Origin of the sequence: Micromonospora sp. NPDC000121, assembly GCF_042899165.1 — a bacterium.
Classification (GTDB): Bacteria; Actinomycetota; Actinomycetes; order Mycobacteriales; family Micromonosporaceae; genus Micromonospora.
The window spans coordinates 194,048-212,737 of record NZ_JBIAZP010000006.1 but is presented as its reverse complement, the minus strand read 5'-3'; the positions used below and the strand labels follow the sequence as shown (position 1 = coordinate 212,737).

General features: G+C 76.0%; 12 protein-coding genes and 1 pseudogene. 9 read left to right on the top strand and 4 right to left on the bottom strand.

All coding sequences use genetic code 11. The annotated features are described in order from the left end of the window. Positions 1-81: 81 nt before the first annotated feature. The gene (locus tag ACFY23_RS19265; protein ID WP_350684591.1) at positions 82-639 is read right to left on the bottom strand and encodes a sugar O-acetyltransferase; all 558 of its coding nucleotides are present in this window, start codon (positions 637-639) and stop codon (positions 82-84) included. Between the two features lie 97 nt (positions 640-736). On the opposite strand from ACFY23_RS19265, the gene ACFY23_RS19260 reads away from it, so the two are divergent. Further along, entirely contained in the window at positions 737-4,108 is a 3,372-nt protein-coding gene (locus tag ACFY23_RS19260; protein WP_350818997.1) for a S8 family serine peptidase, read from the top strand. Between the two features lie 51 nt (positions 4,109-4,159). Here ACFY23_RS19260 and dapD read toward each other — a convergent pair whose 3' ends face one another. Then, the gene (dapD, locus tag ACFY23_RS19255; protein ID WP_350682307.1) at positions 4,160-5,116 is read right to left on the bottom strand and encodes a 2,3,4,5-tetrahydropyridine-2,6-dicarboxylate N-succinyltransferase; all 957 of its coding nucleotides are present in this window, start codon (positions 5,114-5,116) and stop codon (positions 4,160-4,162) included. Between the two features lie 128 nt (positions 5,117-5,244). Here dapD and dapE point away from each other — a divergent pair, with 128 nt between their 5' ends. Continuing rightward, the gene (dapE, locus tag ACFY23_RS19250) at positions 5,245-6,318 is read left to right on the top strand and encodes a succinyl-diaminopimelate desuccinylase (protein WP_350682305.1); all 1,074 of its coding nucleotides are present in this window, start codon (positions 5,245-5,247) and stop codon (positions 6,316-6,318) included. A gap of 145 nt (positions 6,319-6,463) precedes the next feature. Here the strand turns inward: dapE and ACFY23_RS19245 are convergent, their stop codons facing one another. Beyond that, positions 6,464-6,628, bottom strand: coding sequence for a hypothetical protein (locus ACFY23_RS19245; protein ID WP_350682303.1), 165 nt, complete (start codon positions 6,626-6,628; stop codon positions 6,464-6,466). A 154-nt stretch (positions 6,629-6,782) separates the two neighbouring features. On the opposite strand from ACFY23_RS19245, the pseudogene ACFY23_RS19240 reads away from it, so the two are divergent. The 7 genes and pseudogenes from ACFY23_RS19240 to ACFY23_RS19210 form a co-directional block, all read left to right on the top strand. After that, positions 6,783-7,622: pseudogene (locus ACFY23_RS19240) on the top strand (TIGR00730 family Rossman fold protein); the annotation flags it as partial. Between the two features lie 147 nt (positions 7,623-7,769). Then, a complete protein-coding gene (locus tag ACFY23_RS19235) occupies positions 7,770-8,315 on the top strand; it encodes a TIGR00730 family Rossman fold protein (RefSeq protein ID WP_350682301.1) in 546 nt (181 codons plus the stop codon). Between the two features lie 168 nt (positions 8,316-8,483). Beyond that, the gene (locus ACFY23_RS19230; RefSeq protein WP_350682299.1) at positions 8,484-12,140 is read left to right on the top strand and encodes an ATP-dependent DNA helicase; all 3,657 of its coding nucleotides are present in this window, start codon (positions 8,484-8,486) and stop codon (positions 12,138-12,140) included. 107 nt (positions 12,141-12,247) lie between these two features. Further along, the gene (locus tag ACFY23_RS19225; RefSeq protein ID WP_350682297.1) at positions 12,248-15,742 is read left to right on the top strand and encodes a UvrD-helicase domain-containing protein; all 3,495 of its coding nucleotides are present in this window, start codon (positions 12,248-12,250) and stop codon (positions 15,740-15,742) included. Positions 15,743-15,947: 205 nt separating this feature from the next. Next, positions 15,948-16,151: a cold-shock protein gene (locus tag ACFY23_RS19220; RefSeq protein ID WP_007464836.1), complete on the top strand. Its 204-nt coding sequence runs from the start codon at positions 15,948-15,950 to the stop codon at positions 16,149-16,151. 222 nt (positions 16,152-16,373) lie between these two features. Continuing rightward, positions 16,374-17,726, top strand: a complete 1,353-nt coding sequence (locus ACFY23_RS19215; protein WP_350682294.1) for a DEAD/DEAH box helicase — start codon at positions 16,374-16,376, stop codon at positions 17,724-17,726. Positions 17,727-18,032: 306 nt separating this feature from the next. Beyond that, entirely contained in the window at positions 18,033-18,221 is a 189-nt protein-coding gene (locus tag ACFY23_RS19210; RefSeq protein ID WP_350682292.1) for a hypothetical protein, read from the top strand. 18 nt (positions 18,222-18,239) lie between these two features. On the opposite strand, the gene ACFY23_RS19205 is transcribed toward ACFY23_RS19210, so the two are convergent. Further along, entirely contained in the window at positions 18,240-18,689 is a 450-nt protein-coding gene (locus ACFY23_RS19205) for an Rrf2 family transcriptional regulator (RefSeq protein ID WP_350682290.1), read from the bottom strand. Position 18,690: the final 1 nt, after the last annotated feature.

The window sequence follows — 18,690 nt, the reverse complement described above, 5'->3', positions numbered from 1 at the left end:
CACCACCCACAGTGCCGTGGACGGGGTCGTCCGCGACAGCCGCGGATGGACGTTTGCGCAGGTGGTAGGGCCTGACCGGGGTCAGTCGAGCTGGCGTACGACGCGGGCCGGGTTGCCCAGAGCGACGACGTTGGCCGGCAGGTCCTTCGTCACGACGGCGCCCGCGCCGACGACGGTGTTCTCCCCGATGGTGACGCCGGCGAGCACGATCGCCCCGCCGCCGAGCCAGACGTTGTCGCCGATGGTGATCGGCTTGGCCGCCTCCCACTTGTCGCGGCGCGGCCCCGGCTCGACGGGGTGGGTGGGGGTGAGCAGTTGCACGTTCGGTCCGATCTGGACGTCGGCGCCGATGGTGATCGGGGCGACGTCGAGGAAGACCGCGTTGAAGTTGACGAAGCTGCGCGGCCCGATCCGGATCTGCCGGCCGTAGTCGCAGTGGAAGGGCGGCCGCACCCAGGTCTCCTCGCCCACCTCGCCGAGCAGGTCGCGCAGGGCCGCGAGCCGGCCCTCGGGGTCGGCCGCGGGGCTGGTGTTGAAGCGTTCCATCAGCCGCGCGGCGCGGTCCAGGTCGGCGAGGATCTCCGGCTCGTTGGCGATGTACGGCTCGCCGGCCAGCATGCGTTCCTTCATGGAGGTCACCGGTCGATCATCCCGACGGTCGGGCGCATCCGTTGGCTGGTCCGTCATCTTCGCGTCTTTATTCTGCATACCCGGTATGTAAATATGATGACCGTCAATGCACGTCTCTCCACAGGTAGTAACGCCCGACGAGGAGGATCCGTTGCAGCGAAGAAGAAAACTGGCCGGTCTCGGTCTCGTGCTCGGCCTGGTGCTCGGGACGCCGGGGATGGCCGTGGCCCAGGCGCCCGCCGGCCCCGCCGGTCCTGACCCGACCGCCGGCGTCGCCCCGACGCCGCAGCCGGGCAGCCGTCCCAGCACCGTCACCCTGCTCACCGGGGACCGGGTCACCGTCACCGGCGCCGGGGCAAGTGTGCGTCCCGGGCCGGGGCGCGAGAAGATCCGCTTCCTGACCCGCCGCGAGCAGGGGCGGCTCAGTGTCGTGCCGCAGGACGCGGTGGCGCTGATCCAGGCGGGGCGGGTCGACCGGCGGCTGTTCGACGTCACCGGGCTGATCGAGGCCGGCTACGACGACGCCCGGCGCGACGACCTGCCGGTGCTGGTCACCGGCCGGTCGGGCGCGGCCCGGCGTGCGGCGGCGCCGGCCGGGGTGACCGTCACCCGCGAGTTGCCCGCCGTGGGCGGGGTCGCCGGGACGGCGGCCAAGGCCCGGGCCGGCGAGGTGTGGGCGGCGGTCACCGCCGCCGGGGCGCGGGTCGGCGCGGCGGGGGGTGTCGCCCGGATCTGGCTCGACGGCCGGCGGCGGATCACCCTCGACCGCAGCGTGCCGCAGATCGGCGCGCCGGCCGCCCATCAGGCCGGGTTCACCGGTCGGGGCGTGCGGGTGGCGGTGCTGGACACCGGCGTCGACGCCACGCACCCGGACCTGGCCGGCCGGGTGGCGCAGGCCCGCAACTTCACCGAGGAGACCGCGTCGGGCGACGTGGTCGGGCACGGCACCCACGTCGCCTCGATCATCGCCGGCGGCGGCACCGCCTCCGGCGGCCGGCACCGGGGCGTGGCCCCCGACGCGACGCTGCTCGACGGCAAGGTCTGTGAGACGTTCGGCTGCCCCGAGTCGGCGATCCTCGCCGGCATGCAGTGGGCGGCCGTCGAGCAGCGGGCGGACGTGATCAACCTGAGTCTCGGCGGCTTCGACACCCCGGAGGTCGACCCGCTGGAGGAGGCCGTCAACACGCTCACCGCGCAGACCGGCGCCCTCTTCGTGGTCTCCGCCGGCAACAGCGGCACCTTCGCCCCGGTCAGTTCCCCCAGCACCGCCGACGCCGCCCTCTCGGTGGGCGCCGTCGACCGGGACGACGACCTCGCCGGCTTCTCCAGCCGTGGACCCCGCGTCGGCGACGACGGGCTCAAGCCGGACATCACCGCCCCCGGCGTGGGGATCGTCGCGGCCCGCAGCCGGGACGGGGTGATCGGCGAGCCGGCCGGGGACGGGTACGTCGCCCTGTCCGGCACGTCGATGGCCGCCCCGCACGTCGCCGGCGCGGCGGCGCTGCTGGCCCAGCAGCACACCGGCTGGACGGCCGGCCGGCTCAAGGCCGCCCTGATGGCCTCGGCGAAGCCCCATGCCGGGCTGACCGCGTACCAGCAGGGGGCCGGGCGGGTCGACGTGGCCCGCGCCGTCACCCAGGCGGTGACCAGCGACCCAGCGAGTGTCTCCTTCGGCCGGGCGCTCTGGCCGCACGACGACGACACCCCGGTCACCCGCACCGTGACCTGGCACAACGACGGCCCGGCCGCCGTCACCCTGGACCTGGCCGTCGAGGCGACCGGCCCGGACGGCAAGCCGGCCCCGGCCGGCATGTTCACCCTCGGCGCGACCCGGCTCAGCGTGCCGGCGGGCGGCACGGCGAGTGCCGCCGTCACCGCCGACACCCGGGTCGACGGCCCGGACGGCCACTACAGCGGTCGGGTCGTCGCCCGCAGCGGCGGCACGGTGGCGGTGGTCACCCCGCTGGCCGTGCACCGGGAGGTGGAGAGCTACACCGTGACGGTCGAGCACCTGAACCGCGCCGGCGGGGCCGCCGCGGAGCACGGCACCACCTTGGTCTCGCTGGACGGGCGCACCCCGTACGACCTGTACGACCCGGACGGCACCGCCGAGCTGCGGCTGCCGAAGGGCCGGTACGGGCTGAACAGCCTCGTGTTCGAGGTGGACGGCGAGCGGTTCGCCGGGGTCACGCAGTTCGCCCAGCCGGAGTTGGTGGTCGCCGGGGACACGCGGGTCACGGTGGACGCCCGACGGGGCAAGCCGGTCCGGATGAGCGTTCCGGAGCGCTCGGCCACCCCGGTGCTGGTCGACATCGGCGCGAACTTCTTCACCGACGAGGGCAGCTACAGCTTCGGCCTGCTGGCCTTCGACTTCGAGGGTCTCTTCAGCGCCGGTCTCGGCCCGTCGGTGCCCGGGGAGCGCTTCGTCGCCACGATCAGCAGTCAGTTGGCCGACCTGGAGGCCGCCAGCAGCCCCTACCTCTACGCGCTGAGCGAGGCGGTGCCCGGCCGGATGCCGACCGGCTTCGTCCGGCACTACCGGGCGGAGGACCTGGCCACCGTCACCCACCGGTTCCGGGGCGGACCCCCCGGCATGGTCGCCGAGCGCGTGGTCTTCCCGCACCGGGAGCCCGACGTCGGCGGCTGGGCCGTCGTCCTGCCCACCGCCGCGCCGGGGCAGCGGGTCGAGCGCTACAACACCCGGGGCGTGCGCTGGTCGTCCGAGCTGGACTTCGGGGTGCCGACCGAGGACGGCTGGACCGACGTCAAGGCGGTGCTGTTCTCCGAGGAGCGGAGCCTGCGGGCCGGCCGGCACTACCGGGAGAGCTGGAACGGAGCGCCGTACGGGCCATCGTTCCCGGTGGCCGGGATCACCCGCCAGGGCGACCGCGTCGAGGTGAGCCTGCCGCTGCACACTGACGCCGAGGGGCACCCGGGCGGCTCCGTCGCCGACACCGCCCGCACCGCCCTCTACCGCGACGGGGTGCTGGTCGGGGAGACCCCGGATCCGGCGTACGGCCAGTTCGAGGTGCCGCCCGGCGCGGCGGACTACCGGGTGGAGGTGCTGTCGAAGCGGAGCTTCACCGACCTCGCCACCGAGGTGGCGGCGACGTGGACGTTCCGGTCCCGGCACGTCGCCGAGGACGAACCGGCCGCGCTGCCGGCGTCGGCGATCCGCTTCGCGCCCCGGCTCGACCAGGACCATGCGGCCCCGGCCGGGCGCACCTTCGCGATCCCGGTCCAGGTGCAGCGGCAGCCGGGCGCACCGTCGGCCCGGGTGGCCGCGTTGACCGTCGACGTCTCCTACGACGGCGGGAAGACGTGGCAGCCGGCCCGGGTCCGGCCGGGCGGGGACGGCTGGACGGCCACCGTGCGGCACCCGGCCGGCACGGGACACGTCTCGCTGCGGGCCACCGCCCGGGACACCGCCGGCAACACGGTCACCCAGCGCGTCATCCAGGCGTACCGCCTGCGGTGAGGCGTACCCCCGCCGGGTCCGCGGCCGACCGCGGGCCCGGCGGGGCGGCCGTCAGTCGTTGGCGTGCAGGGCGGCGTTCAGCTCGATGCCCCGGCCGGTGCGCTGCTTCGCCTCCAGCGCCCCGGTGACCGAGTTGCGCCAGAACATCAGCCCGTCCACGCCGGAGAGCTCCAGGGCCTTGACCACCCGGCCGTCGGGCAGGGTGATCTTGGAGGCGGCGGTGACGTAGCAGCCCGCCTCCACCACGCAGTCGTCGCCGAGCGAGATGCCGACGCCGGCGTTCGCGCCGATCAGGCTCCGCTCGCCGATGCGCACCCTCTCGGTGCCGCCGCCCGAGAGGGTACCCATGATGGAGGCGCCGCCGCCGATGTCGGAGCCGTCGCCGACCACCACGCCCTGCACGATCCGCCCCTCCACCATCGAGGTGCCGAGCGTGCCGGCGTTGAAGTTCACGAAGCCCTCGTGCATCACGGTGGTGCCGGCGGCGAGGTGCGCGCCGAGCCGCACCCGGTCCGCGTCGGCGATCCGCACGCCCGACGGCACCACGTAGTCGGTCATCCGGGGGAACTTGTCCACCCCGTAGACGGCCAGGTGGCGGCCCGCGGCCCGCTCGATGACCCGCAGCTCGTCCACCCGCTCCGGCGGGCACGGCCCGGCGGACGTCCACGCGACGTTCGCCAGCTTGCCGAAGATGCCGTCGAGGTTCAGCTCGTTGGGCCGCACCAGGCGGTGGGAGAGCAGGTGCAGCCGCAGGTACGCGTCGGCGGCGTCCTTGATCGGGTCGTCCAGCGAGCCGATCACGGTGACCACCTGGACGGTACGCAGCCCGGGCAGCGCCCGGTCGCCGACCGCCCCCGGCGGCAGGTCCAGCACGTCCGCCTCGTCCTCGCCGGCGACCAGCGGCAGCTCGCCGAGCCCCAGCTTGCCGGTCGGGTACCAGGCGTCGAGCACCTGGTCTTCAGCGGTCACGGTGGCCAGGCCGATGCCCCAGGCGGATTCGGACGTCACTGATTCACCTCTCGTTCGCGGCTGCGGGTCGGGTTCCCCTCGCGCCCCCGCGCGGCCGCGTCCCACGCCGGCCGCCCGGGGAACGCTCGCTCCTCGCGCCCACCCGACCTGACGGTACCGTGCGAAGCATGGAGAACCCGCTGACCCCCGAGGTCCTGGCCGATCCGGTGGCCCTGACCCGTGCGCTGGTCGACATAGAGTCCGTGTCCCTCAACGAGAAGGCCATCGCCGACTGCGTGGAGGAGGTGCTGCGGGGCGTGCCGCACCTGACCACCTACCGGCACGGCAACACGGTGATGGCGCGGACCGACCTGGGTCGGGACCAGCGGATCGTGCTCGCCGGCCACCTGGACACGGTGCCGCTGAACAACAACTTCCCGTCGAGCATGCGCGGCGACCTGATGTACGGCTGCGGCACCTCCGACATGAAGTCCGGGGTGGCGTACGCGCTGCACCTGGCGGTGACGCTGCCGGACCCGCGCTACGACGTGACGTACTTCTTCTACGAGGCCGAGGAGATCGAGTCGAAGTACAACGGCCTGTTCCTCGTCGCCGAAGCGCACCCGGAGTGGCTGGAGGCGGACTTCGCGGTGCTGCTGGAGCCGACGTACGGGATCGTCGAGGCCGGCTGCCAGGGCACCATGCGGTCCGTCGTCACCACCACCGGCGTACGCGCCCACTCGGCCCGCTCGTGGCACGGGGTGAACGCGATCCACGCGGCGGGCGAGGTGCTCGACCGGCTGGCCCGGTACGAGGCGCGGCGCGTCACCATCGACGGCTGCGACTACCGGGAGGGGATGAACGCGGTCCGCATCAACGGCGGCGTGGCCGGCAACGTGGTGCCGGACCGGTGCGAGGTCGAGGTCAACTACCGGTTCGCGCCGGACCGTACGCCGGCCGAGGCCGAGGCGCACCTGCGGGAGGTCTTCGCCGGCTTCGACGTGCGGGTCACCGACTCGGCCGCCGGCGCCCCGCCCGGGCTGGAGGCGGCCCCGGCCCGGGAGTTCCTCGCGGCGGTCGGCGCCGCCCCGATCGGCAAGCTGGGCTGGACGGACGTGGCCCGGTTCGCGGCGATGGGCATCCCGGCCCTGAACTTCGGTCCCGGCGACCCGAACCTGGCCCACCACCCGGACGAGCACGTCGAGATCAGCAAGATCCGGGACGGCGCCGCCACGCTGCACCGCTGGCTCGCCCCCGCCTGACGGCCTCCCCGGGGTCGTCCTGCCGCCTGCCGGTCGCCCCGGCGGCCTGCCCATGCGCGACCGGGAGGTCCGCGTCGGCCGGGTGGTGCCCGGTGACGCGAGCCTCCCGGTCGCGTGTCGTCGGTGCGGTCGGACGGTGGTGCGGTCAGACGGTGACGGACGCGTCGGCGGTGGGTCGGGCGTCGGCCGGGCCGCCGTGGTCGGCGGCGGACGGCTCCATCAGACGGGCGCGGCGGCGCTCGGCCACCACGTCGCGGATCCGGCGCTGCATCTGTCGCCGGATCCGGATCATCTCGCTGTTGCTGATCACGCTGGCTCCTCCCCCGAAGGCGCGCGCCGGGCATACCCGGTATGTGAATAGTAAGACGTGCGGGCGACCGAATTAGTTGCCCATGATCCGGAACTAATTTCCGGGCTCGTCGCCCCGCGCGCCCGACGGGTGTCGCTCCACTACGGTTGCTTCCATGGGTCAGAGCAACGGGCGCGAGGCCGGCCGCGAGCCGGGACGGGAACGGCACCGGGGCGCCGTGACGCTGCGCCGGCAGGCGATCACGAGCAGCACCGCCGACCAGCGCCTGCTCGACTCCCGGGGGCGCGGCGACTGGAAGACCAAGGACGCCTGGCGGGCCCTGCGCATCCTCTCCGAGTTCGTGGAGGGCTTCGACACCCTCGCCGACCTGCCCCCGGCGGTCAGCGTCTTCGGCTCCGCCCGGAGCCGGCCGGAGAGCCCGGAGTGCCGGCTGGCGGAGGCGCTGGGCGGGGCCCTGGCCCGGGCCGGCTACGCGGTGATCACCGGCGGCGGGCCCGGCGTGATGGAGGCGGCCAACCGGGGCGCCAGCGAGGCGGGCGGGCTCTCCGTGGGGCTCGGCATCGAGCTCCCCTTCGAGCAGGGCCTCAACGACTGGGTCGACCTGGCCATCGACTTCCGCTACTTCTTCGCCCGCAAGACGATGTTCGTCAAGTACGCGCAGGCGTTCGTCGTGCTCCCCGGCGGATTCGGCACCATGGACGAGCTCTTCGAGGCGCTCACCCTCGTGCAGACGGGCAAGGTCACCCGGTTCCCCGTGGTGCTGATGGGCGCCGACTACTGGCGTGGCCTGCTCGACTGGCTCCGCGACACGATGGCGGCCGACGGCAAGATCGGGTCGGTCGACCTGGAACTGATCTGCGTGACCGACGACGTCGACGCGGCGGTCCGGCACATCGTGGAGGCCGAGGCCGCCCTCTCCGTCGAGCAGGACGCGGTCCGCGAGGAGGCGGTCGCCGTCGCCGCCGCCGAACAGCAGGCCGCCGCCGCGGCCGGGGCGGCGAACGGCGCCGGATCGGCGGGCGGCGCCGACGTGACCGGCGACGCCACGTCGGGCGGTGGCGCGGCGGGTGGCGGTGCGTCGGGCGGGGCCGCGTCGGCCGGGCCCCGCCGGGCGGGCGACGCGAGCGGGGAGCGCTGAGGCGTGGCGGCGATCTGCGTGTTCTGCGCCTCCTCCCGTACGCTCGACCGGCGCTGGCTGGACCTCGCGGCCGAGACGGGCGCGGAGATCGCCCGGCGCGGGCACACGCTGGTCAGCGGCGGTGGGTGCGTCGGCATGATGGGCGCGCTGGCGGACGGCGCGCGGGCCGCCGGCGGGCGGACGATCGGGATCATCCCGCAGTCGCTGGTCGACCTGGAGGTCGCCGACCTGGCGTCGGACGAACTGCTCGTCACCGGCTCGATGGCCAGCCGTAAGACTTTGATGATCGACAAGTCGGACGCGTTCCTCACCCTGCCCGGCGGCCTCGGCACCCTCGACGAGCTGTTCGAGATCTGGACGACCGCGACGCTCGCCCTGCACGCCAAGCCGATGGTGCTGGTCGACACCGACGGCTTCTACCGCCCGATGCTCGACTGGCTGCGCGCCCTGGCCGACCAGACCTTCCTCAAGCCCGCCGGGCTGGGCCTGCTCACGGTGACCGACACGGTCCCCGCCGCCCTGGACACCCTGGAACTCCGCCTCACCTGACCCGGCCGCGCGTGCCCGCCCCGGCCGCTCCGCCGGTCACGAGGTCGGCGGGGACGAAAGGGGCGAACCGTGCGGCCGACCTCGTGATCGACGCGAGTCGTTCCCGCGAGGCAGTGCGGGCCGGGGTGGCGGGGTGGGGGTGTCGTACCGGCGTGGTGGGATGAGGGGATGCAGGCGTACCGGCTGGTGCGCCGGCCCGCCGAGGCGGCCCCGGAGGGCCACCGGTCCGGCGGGCCGGCCCGGGGGGACGGGCGGTCCGGTGGACCGGCCGGCGGTGACGCGCACCGTGGGACGGCGCGGCTGAGCGACCCGCGCCAGGCGGAGGTCGTCGCGCACACCGACGGGCCCATGCTGGTGCTCGGCGGTCCCGGCACGGGCAAGACCAGCACCCTGGTCGAGGCGGTCGCCGCGCGGGTGGCCGAGGGCGTCGACCCGGAGCGGATCCTGGTGCTCACCTTCGGCCGCCGGGGCGCCACCGCGCTGCGCCAGCGGATCGAGGCCCGGGCGGCCGGCGGCGGGCACCGCGTGCTGCGCGAGCCGCTGGTGCGCACCTTCCCGGCGTACGCGTTCGGGCTGCTGCGCCGGGCCGCGGCCGAGCGGGGCGAGCCGTCGCCCCGGCTGCTCACCGGTCCCGAGCAGGATCTGATCATCCGCGAGCTGCTCGACGTGGTCGGCGAGGAACCGGGCGACGACCCGGTCGGCTGGCCGGAGGACCTGCGCCCCGCGCTGCGCACCCGGGCCTTCGCGGCGCAGCTGCGCGATCTCCTGATGCGCGCCGCCGAGCGCGGCGTCGGCCCCGTCGAGCTGGCCCGGCTCGGCGAGAAGCTCGGCCGCGCCGACTGGCCGGCCGCCGCGCGCTTCCTCCGGGAGTACGTCGCCGTGCTCGCCCTGCGCGACGTCAGCAACCGCGGCTCCGTCGCGTACGACCCGGCCGAGCTGGTCCGGGCCGCCACCGGGATGCTGCTCGACGACCCCGAACTGCTCGCGGCCGAGCGCCGCCGGCTGGCGTACGTCTACGTCGACGAGCTGGCCGACACCGACCCCGCCCAGCAGGAGCTACTGGCGACGGTGGCCGGCGGCGGCAAGCCCCTCGTCGCGTTCGCCGACCCGGATTCGTCCACGTACGCCTTCCGCGGCGCGGACCCCGCCGTGGTGACCGCGTTCCCGCACCGCTTCCGCACCGCCTCCGGGGCGCCGGCGGCGCAGGTGGTGCTGACCACCTCCTACCGGGCCGGCCCCCGGCTGCTCGCCGCGTCCGGCCGGCTGGCGCGGCGGCTGCGCGGCCCGGCGGCGCACCGCAGGCTGCACCCGCTGCCCGACGCGCCGCCCGGCTCGGTGGAGATACGCACCTTCCGCTCGGCCACCAGCGAGGCGGCCTGGCTGGCCCACGCCCTGCGCGAGGCGCACCTGCTCGGCGGCGTGCCGTGGTCGGAGATGGCCGTGCTGGTGCGCTCCACCGGGCGGCAACTGCCCTCGCTGCAACGCGCGCTGCACGCCGCCGGGGTGCCCACCGTGGTGCACGGCGAGGACCTGCCGCTGCACCTGCAACCGGCGGTCGCGCCGTTGCTGCTCCTGTTGCGCTGCGCCCTGGAGCCCGAGCGGCTCGACGAGGAGGCCGCCGTCGCCCTGCTGCACTCGCCGCTCGGCGGCGCCGATCCGCTGGCCGAGCGGCGGCTGCGGCAGGGGCTGCGCGCCCTGGCGCTGGCCGCCGGTGACCGCCGGCCCTCGGGCGAGCTGATCGTCGAGGCGCTGCGCGACCCTGCCGAGCTGGCCGGGATCGAGCGGCGCTGGGCGGAGCCGGCGCAGACGGTGGCCGGCCTGCTGGCCGTCGCCCGGGAGACCGCCGCCCGGCCCGGCGCCACGGCGGAGGACGTGCTGTGGGCGGTCTGGCGGGCCAGCGGGCTGGCCGAGCTGTGGTCCGCCGCGATCGGCCGGGGCCAGACGGTGGCCGGCGAGGGGGACGTCGCCCGTCGCCGGCGCGCCGAGGCCGCCGACCGGGACCTCGACGCCGTGATGGTGCTCTTCGACGCGGCGGCCCGGTTCACCGATCGGCTGCCCGGCGCGCGTACCGAGGTCTTCCTCGACCACGTCCTCGGTCAGGACCTGCCGGCCGACACGATCGCCCCCACCGCCGACCGGGGCGAGGCGGTCCGGCTGCTCACCGCGCACGCCGCCAAGGGGCTGGAGTGGGACCTGGTGGCGGTCGCCGGGGTGCAGGAGGGCGTCTGGCCCGACCTGCGGCTGCGCGGCAGCCTGCTCGGCTCCGAGCGGCTGGTCGACCTGCTCGCCGGCCGGGCGGCCGGCGCCGGCACGGTGGCCACCCTGGTCGGGCAGACCTCGGCGCTGTTGGACGAGGAGCGGCGGCTGTTCCACGTGGCGGTCACCCGCGCCCGGCGCCGGCTGCTGGTCAGCGCGGTCGCCTCCGCCGCCGTCGGTGGCGACGACCACGAGGAACAGCCGAGCCGATTCCTCTACGAGCTGGGCCCCACCGACCCGCCCGCGCCGGACGACGGCCCCCCGCCCCCCGGCCGGCCGGACCCGGCGGGCCCGCCCCCGGCCGGGCCGTCGCCGGCCGGACCGGGCGCGGCGGGGCCGGTCCCGCGGGGGTCGACTCCGGGCGGGGAGCCGGCGGGCCAGGCCCCGGCCGGGCCGTCGCAGGCCGGTGACCCCGCGGCACCGGCCCCGGCCGAGCCGGCGCGGGCGGGATCGACGCCCGGCGGGTCCGGCCCGGACCGGCCGGGAGCCGGGGCGGCGCCGGTGGGCGACGACCCGGTGGCGGCCGAGGAGGAACCGGACCGGCCGGGGACGTTGCCGGTGAGCCGGCCGCCCCGCGCGCTCACCCTGCCGGCGCTGGTGGCGGAGCTGCGTACGGCCGTCAGCGACCCGGACGCGCCCTACACCCGGCGGCAGGCGGCGGCGGTCGAGCTGGCCCGCCTCGCGGCCGCCGGGGTGGCCGGCGCGCACCCCGACGACTGGTGGGGGCTGCGGCAGCTCTCCGACGACCGCCCGCTCGTCGACGAGGGGGAGCCCGTCCGGGTCACCCCGTCGGGCATGGAGAGCGCGCTGCGGTGCAGCCTGCGCTGGCTGCTGGAGCGGCACGGCGGCAGCGCCCCGGCCAGCGCCGCCCAGGGGGTCGGCAACCTCGTGCACGCCGCCGCGATGCTCGCCGAGGACGCCAGCGCCGACCGGGGTGCCCTGCTGGACTACGTCGCCGCCCGGTTCGACGTGATCGAGCTGGCCGCCCGCTGGATGGTCGGGCCCGAGCGGGCCCGCGCCGAGGCGATGGTCGACAAGCTGCTGCGCTGGCTGGCGGCCAATCCGCGCCGGCTGCTCGCGATCGAGCACGAGTTCGCGGTGCGCCTCGACGACCCGCACCGGCCCGTCGAGCTGGTCGGCCGGGTGGACCGGCTGGAGGTCGACGCCGACGGCCGGCTGGTCGTGATCGACCTGAAGACCGGGAAGTCCACCGCGGTCACCGCGAACGACCTGGCCGAGCACCCGCAGCTCGGCGCGTACCAGGCGGCGGTCGAGGCAGGGGCGTTCGCCGAGTTCGGCGAGGAGTCCGGCGGGGCGGCGCTGGTGCAGCTCGGCACCGGGGCGAAGGACGCGAAGGAACAGAGCCAGCCGCCGGCCGGGGAGGGCCCGGAGGCCGGCTGGGCGACCGCGCTGGTACGGCGCACCGCCGATACGATGGCCGCCGCCACGTTCGCCGCGGTCGCCAACTCGAAGTGCCGGGTCTGCCCGGTGCGGTCGAGCTGCCCGGTGTCCGGGCAGGGCCGCCAGGTGGTCGAGCCCCCGACCGCCCGCCGCCCCGAGCAACCGTGAGCGCGAGGAGCGGACCTGCGAGCCCCGCGGCCGCCAAGCAGGACGGCACCCTGAGTGTGAGGAGTGAGCTTGCGAGCCCCGCAGCCGCGGACTGAGGTGGTGGTGCGGTGACCCAGCCCGCCCTGTTCGGCACGGCGACACCGGCGCCCCGGGTGGCCGACGCCGGCCCCCGGTACACGCCGGTGGAGCTGGCGAAGCTGCTGCGACTGCCGGCGCCCACCCGGGAGCAGGCGGCCATCATCGCCGCGCCCGTGGAGCCCCTGCTGGTGGTCGCGGGCGCCGGCTCGGGCAAGACCGAGACGATGGCGGCCCGGGTGGTCTGGCTGGTCGCCAACTCGTACGTGCGGCCGGAGCAGGTGCTCGGGCTCACCTTCACCCGCAAGGCCGCCGGCGAGCTGGCGCACCGGGTGCGTACGCGGCTCGACCAGTTGGTGCGGCGGCTCGGGCGGCGGGGGCGGGACCCGCTCGACGACCCGCTGGCGGGGGAGCCGACCGTCTCCACCTACCACTCGTACGCGGGCCGGATCGTCACCGAGCACGGGCTGCGGGCCGGCTACGAGCCATCCACCCGGCTGCTCACCGAGGCGTCCCGCTGGCAGCTCGTCGACCTGCTGGTGCGCAACTACGACGGCGACATGTCCGAGGTGGACCGGATGCCGAGCACGGTCACCGACGGCGTGCTGGCGCTCGCCGGCGAGCTGGACGAGCACCTGGTCGACCCGGACGAGCTGGCCGCCTGGACGGGCCGGTTCTTCGCCGAGGTGCAGGCCCGACCCGGCCGGGTCTACGCCGACGTGCGGAAGGCCCTGGCCCTCCAACAGACTCGGCTGAAGCTGCTCCCGCTGGTGCGCGCGTACGCCCGGCGCAAGGAGGACTTCGAGGCGATGGACTTCGCCGACCAGCTCGCCCGGGCGGCCCGGGTGGCCCGGGACCATCCCGGGGTCGGCGAGATCGAGCGGGACCGCTTCCGGGTGGTGCTGCTGGACGAGTACCAGGACACCAGCCACGCCCAGGTGGTGCTGCTCAACGCGCTCTTCGGCGGCGGGCACCCGGTGACGGCGGTCGGTGACCCCTGCCAGTCGATCTACGGCTGGCGCGGGGCGAGCGCCGGCACCCTGGACCGCTTCCCCACGGAGTTCGCCCGCGCCGACGGCGCGCCGGCCGAGGTGCTCGGTCTCACGACGAGCTGGCGCAACCGCCCCGAGATCCTCGGCGTCGCCAACGCCCTGGCCACCCCGCTGCGGGCCGCCGGCGCCCGGGTGCCGGAGCTGCACGCCGCGATGAGCGTCAAGGATCCGGTGCCGCACCGTAGCGCCCGTGGCGCCGCCGGCGGCACCGTCCACTGCGCCCTGCTCCCGACGTACGCCGACGAGGCCGACTGGATCGCCGACAGCGTGCTGCACGCCTGGCGCGGCGCGGCCGCCATGCCCGGCGCGCTGCCCGAGCACATCCCGGTGCCGCTGCGGCCGACGACGGCCGTGCTCGTGCGGCTGCGCAGCCAGATCCCCGCGATCGAGTCGGCGCTGCGCGAGCGCGGGCTGCCCGTCGAGGTGGTCGGCCTGGGCGGCCTGCTGGACACCCCCGAGGTGCGGGACGTGGTGTGCACGCTGCGGGTGCTGGCCGACCCGACGGACGGAGCGGCGCTGCTGCGGCTGCTGACCGGGGCGCGTTGGCGGATCGGCCCGCGTGACCTGGTGGCCCTGCACCGCCGGGCGAAGGGCATCGCCGCCGCCCGGCGGAAGCTCGCCGACGACGGCAGCCCGGAGATCACGCCCGACCTGCTCGACGAGGCGACCCTCGTCGAGGCGCTGGCCGACCTCGGCCCGGCCCAGGCGTACTCGGCGGAGGGCTACGCCCGGCTGCGGGCGTACGCCCACGAGCTGGGGCTGCTGCGCTACCGGCTGGACCAGTCCCTGCCGGAGCTGATCGCGGACATCGAGCGCACGATCGGTCTGGACGTGGAGGTGGCCGTGCGCGCCGGCCGGGACGGCGCCGGAGACGCCGGCCTGGCCCGGGGCCACCTGGACGCGCTCGGCGACGTCGCCGCCCGGTTCAGCGGCGAGACGCCGGGCGCCACCCTGTCGGGCTTCCTGGCCTACCTCGCCGCCGCCGAGGACGAGGAGCGCGGCCTCAGCCCGGGCGAGGTGGAAGTGGTCGAGGGGGCGGTGCAGATCCTCACCGCGCACGCCGCGAAGGGCCTGGAGTGGGACGTGGTCGCGGTGGCCGGGCTGAGCCGGGGCGTGTGGCCGGGGCCGGTGCGCAACTCCGACCACTGGCTGGGCGGGCTCGGCGTGCTGCCGTTCCCGCTGCGCGGCGACGCCGACGGGCTGCCCGGGCTGGGGCTGGCCGAGGCCGAGGACCAGCGGGGGGTGGCCCGGGCGCTGGAGGACTTCACCGACGCCTGGCGGGCGCACGACGAGCGGGAGGAGCGCCGGCTGGCGTACGTGGCGGTGACCCGGCCCCGCCGGCTGCTGCTCTGCTCCGGTCACTGGTGGGGGGAGGGGACCAAGCGGCCGCGTGGCCCGTCGGTGCTGCTGCGGGAGGTGCACGACGCCTGCCTGGACGGCCGCGCGGGGCATCTGGTCGACGAGTGGGCGCCGGAGCCGCCGGGCGACGCGGTCAACCCGACCACCGAGGTGGTGCTCCGCGCCGAGTGGCCGGCCGACCCGCTCGGCGCCCGCCGCCCGGCGCTGGCCGAGGCGGCCGTCCTGGTCCGCCGCTTCCTCGCCGACGGCGACGCGGCGGGCCGCCCGCCGGCCGGCGAGCGGGGCGCCGCCGGCCCGGAACCCGGCGCCGGGACGAGCTCGGAACGGCCCGCCGACGACGCCGCCGGGACGGGCCCGGAACGGCCGGCCGGGGAGGGTGCCGAGCCGCCGGTCGACGACCCGGACGTCGCGCGGTGGCGGCGGGAGGCCGACCTGCTGCTCGCCGAGCGGGCCGAGCTGACCCGGCAGGCCGGTGCGGTCGAGGTGGCGCTGCCGGGGCAGCTCTCGGTGACCCAGCTGGTGGCCCTGCGCCGGGATCCGGCGGCGCTGGCCCGGGCGCTGCGCCGTCCGGTCCCCACCGAGCCGAGCCCGTACGCCCGCCGGGGCACCGCCTTCCACGCCTGGCTGGAGCAGCGGTTCGGCGCCGACCGGCTGCTCGACCTGGACGAGCTGCCCGGCGCGGCCGACGCGGACGCCGCGCCCGACGAGGCGCTCGCCGAACTCCAGGAGCGCTTCCTGGCCAGCGAGTGGGCCGACCGGGTGCCGGTCGAGGTGGAGGTGCCGTTCGCCACGGTGATCGCCGGGGTGGTGGTGCGGGGCCGGATGGACGCGGTCTTCGCCCGCCCCGGCGGGCGGTTCGACGTGGTCGACTGGAAGACCGGCCGGCAGCCCGCCGGTCCCGCCGCCGACGTGGTCGCGGTGCAGCTCGCGGTCTACCGGCTGGCCTGGGCGGAGCTGGTCGGGGTGCCGGTGGAGCGGGTCGGCGCGGCGTTCCACTACGTGCGCGACGGGGTCACCGTGCGCCCCGCCGACCTGCTCGACGCCGACGGGCTGACCGCGCTGATCATTTCGGTGCCGGAAAATCCGGCAGACGATGGCCATCCGGCGAATCCGTGATAGGTTGGTCGCGTTGCAGTTATGGTTCCCAGAGACTCTGTGTGCGCCTGGAGGATTGTGGCCCAGGCGCTCTTTGTTGTGTCCGGAGTTCTCCGGGCGGGGCGACCAGAAGCGACAAGCGAGCCAGGCAGTTCCGCGTGGCGCGCTCCTCTTCGAGCCCGCAACAGGTGCGGGTTCGACGTTCCGTCAAGGAGACGAGACAAAAATGGCTATTGGCACCGTCAAGTGGTTCAACGCTGACAAGGGCTTCGGCTTCATCACCCCGGACGGCGGCGGCGCCGACGTCTTCGCCCACTTCTCGGCGATCCAGTCCTCCGGCTACCGGAGCCTGGACGAGAACCAGCGGGTCGAGTTCGAGGTGACCCAGGGCCAGAAGGGCCCGCAGGCGGAGAACATCCGCCCGCTCTGATCTTCGGATCTTCAGGTAACACCCACCGCGCCCTCCGGGCGTGGTGACGGGACCGGTCCGCCGCCCCGTCGACCTGCGTGAGCAGGCGGCGAGTCGGCGGCGGGCCGGGCCCCGTACCCCTTTCGGTTCGTGCTTGTGAGTCACCCGCGGCCTGGTCCGCCGGTGACAGCGCCGCATCCGGCGCCCTCCCTCGACACGTGCCGCGTCGAGGAAGGCTTCCGCATGACCACTGTCATTCCGTCGTTCGCCCATACCGGGCTGGCCCCGGCGCTGCTCGCCGAGCTGGCCGCCCAGGGCATCACCGAGCCGTTCCCGATCCAGTCGGCGACCCTGCCGGACTCGCTCGCCGGGAGGGACGTGCTCGGCCGGGGCCGCACCGGCTCCGGCAAGACCCTCGCCTTCGGCCTTCCCGTGCTGTCCCGCACCGCCGGCCGCCGGGCCCGCCCGGGCCGGCCGCTGGCCCTGGTGCTGGTGCCGACCCGGGAGCTGGCACAGCAGGTCACCACCGCGCTCGACCCGTACGCCCGGGCCGTCGGGCTGCGCTGCGCCACCGTCGTCGGCGGCCTGTCGCTGCAGCGGCAGGCGGACGCCCTGCGCGCGGGCGCCGAGCTGGTCGTGGCCACCCCCGGGCGGCTGCACGACCTCATCAACCGCGGCGACGCCCGGCTGGACCAGGTCGCGATCACGGTGCTCGACGAGGCCGACCAGATGGCCGACATGGGCTTCCTGCCGCAGGTGACGAAGCTGCTGGAGCAGGTCGCCCCGGACGGGCAGCGGATGCTCTTCTCGGCCACCCTGGACGGCGGCGTGGACAAGCTGGTCCGCCGCTTCCTCACCGACCCGGTCTCGCACTCGGTCGACCCGGGCACCGCCACCGTCACCGCGATGACCCACCACGTGCTGCACGTCGACGCGGCGGACAAGCCGGCCGCGCTGACCTGGATCGCCGCCCGCGAGGGCCGCACCATCCTGTTCATGGGCACCAAGCACCGCGCCGACCGGGTCGCCCGCCAGCTGCTGGCCAAGGGCGTACGCGCGGCCGCGCTGCACGGCGGCAAGTCGCAGCCGCAGCGCACCCGGATCCTGGAGCAGTTCCGCAACGGGCAGGTGACCGCGCTGGTCGCCACCGACGTGGCGGCCCGGGGCATCCACGTCGACGGGCTGGACCTGGTGGTCAACGTGGACCCGCCCACCGAGGCGAAGGACTACCTGCACCGGGGCGGGCGTACCGCCCGGGCGGGGGAGTCCGGCACGGTGGTCACCCTGGTCCTGCCGGAGCAGCGCCGGGACGTGTCCCGGCTGATGGCCACCGCCGGCATCCGGCCCGAGTCCGTCCAGGTGCGCCCCGGCGACGAGGCGCTGGCCCGGGTGACCGGCGCCCGCGAGCCGTCCGGGGTGCCGGTGACGATCGCGCCGCCCCCGCCGCAGGCCGCCGCCTCCGCCACGCCGGCCGCCGGACGCTCGGGTGGCCGGTCCGGCGAGGGCGGGCGGGCCGGTGAGGGCGGTCGGGCTCCGCACCGCGCCTCCGGACGGCCGCGCCGGCCACGGCGTCCCCGGACGCCCCGCGCCTCCTGACGCCGGCTCCGTTCCCGTCCCCCGGGGTGGCCGGTGGGTTGCCGTCCCCGGCGACCCGCGCATCCTCCCGACGACTGCCCTCCCTCGGCCCGGCCCGGCCCGGCCCGGCCCCGGTCGCGCGGCGGGCAGGCACCCGCGCCGGGCCGGTCGTGACGGTACGCCGGCACCCGTTCCGGACGGCGACGGCTGAGTCGGTAAACAGCGGACGTTACGTCCGATCGGCGACTGTTCCGGTGGCCCGTGGTGGTGGAAGCTGGGGCGGGGGGAACGACCCGGGCGGGACCGCCCGGCGCGGGAGGGGTGATCATGGCGGGCGACGTCGGCACGGGCGCGGTGCGTGAGCTGCTGCTGGTGCTCGCGGTCGCGCTCGCCGGGCTGCTGCTCGCCATGGTCGCGGTCTTCACGCCGTGGCATGCCACCCCGGGCGGGGCCGCGCCGGCCGCTCCGGTCGAGCTGCACAGCCCGACCGGAGGGCCGACCACCATCGCCGGCTGAGCCCGGCCGGGGCGGCGGTCAGCGGGTGGGGGCCTGCCGCGTGCTGGCCGCCGGGTGCTCCGTGCCGAGCAGGTCGGCGAGGGTGGTCCGGTCGACGACCAGGGCGACCGCCCCGTGCACGGCCAGCCAGACATCCCGGAGGCCGGTCGCCGCGCCCCGGTAGCCGGCCTGTTCGGCTGGTAGCCCGCGGACTGTCGTCAGCGATCCGCCCACCGCACGGAGCACGTCGCCGACGCTGATCTCGGCCGCGGGGCGGGCGAGGGTGTACCCGCCGTCCGTGCCGCGGTGGCTGTGCAGCAGGCCGGCCCTGCGCAGGTCGACCAGGATGCCCTGGAGAAAGCTCAACGGGATGTCCTGGCGGGCGGCCAGGGCCGCGGCCTTGACCAGCCCGCCGCCGCCGACCGGGTCGGCGGCGGCGACGGCGAGCATGGCCTGGAGCGCGTAGTCGCTGCGCGCGGAGACGTACACG

Excerpts from the sequence above, each read along its gene's own strand:
- ACFY23_RS19210 (WP_350682292.1), top strand. The coding sequence starts at position 18,033 with ATGGCGGGCGACGTCGGCACGGGCGCGGTGCGTGAGCTGCTGCTGGTG.
- ACFY23_RS19220 (WP_007464836.1), top strand. The coding sequence starts at position 15,948 with ATGGCTATTGGCACCGTCAAGTGGTTCAACGCTGACAAGGGCTTCGGC.
- ACFY23_RS19260 (WP_350818997.1), top strand. The coding sequence starts at position 737 with ATGCACGTCTCTCCACAGGTAGTAACGCCCGACGAGGAGGATCCGTTG.
- ACFY23_RS19215 (WP_350682294.1), top strand. The coding sequence starts at position 16,374 with ATGACCACTGTCATTCCGTCGTTCGCCCATACCGGGCTGGCCCCGGCG.
- ACFY23_RS19230 (WP_350682299.1), top strand. The coding sequence starts at position 8,484 with ATGCAGGCGTACCGGCTGGTGCGCCGGCCCGCCGAGGCGGCCCCGGAG.
- dapE (WP_350682305.1), top strand. The coding sequence starts at position 5,245 with ATGGAGAACCCGCTGACCCCCGAGGTCCTGGCCGATCCGGTGGCCCTG.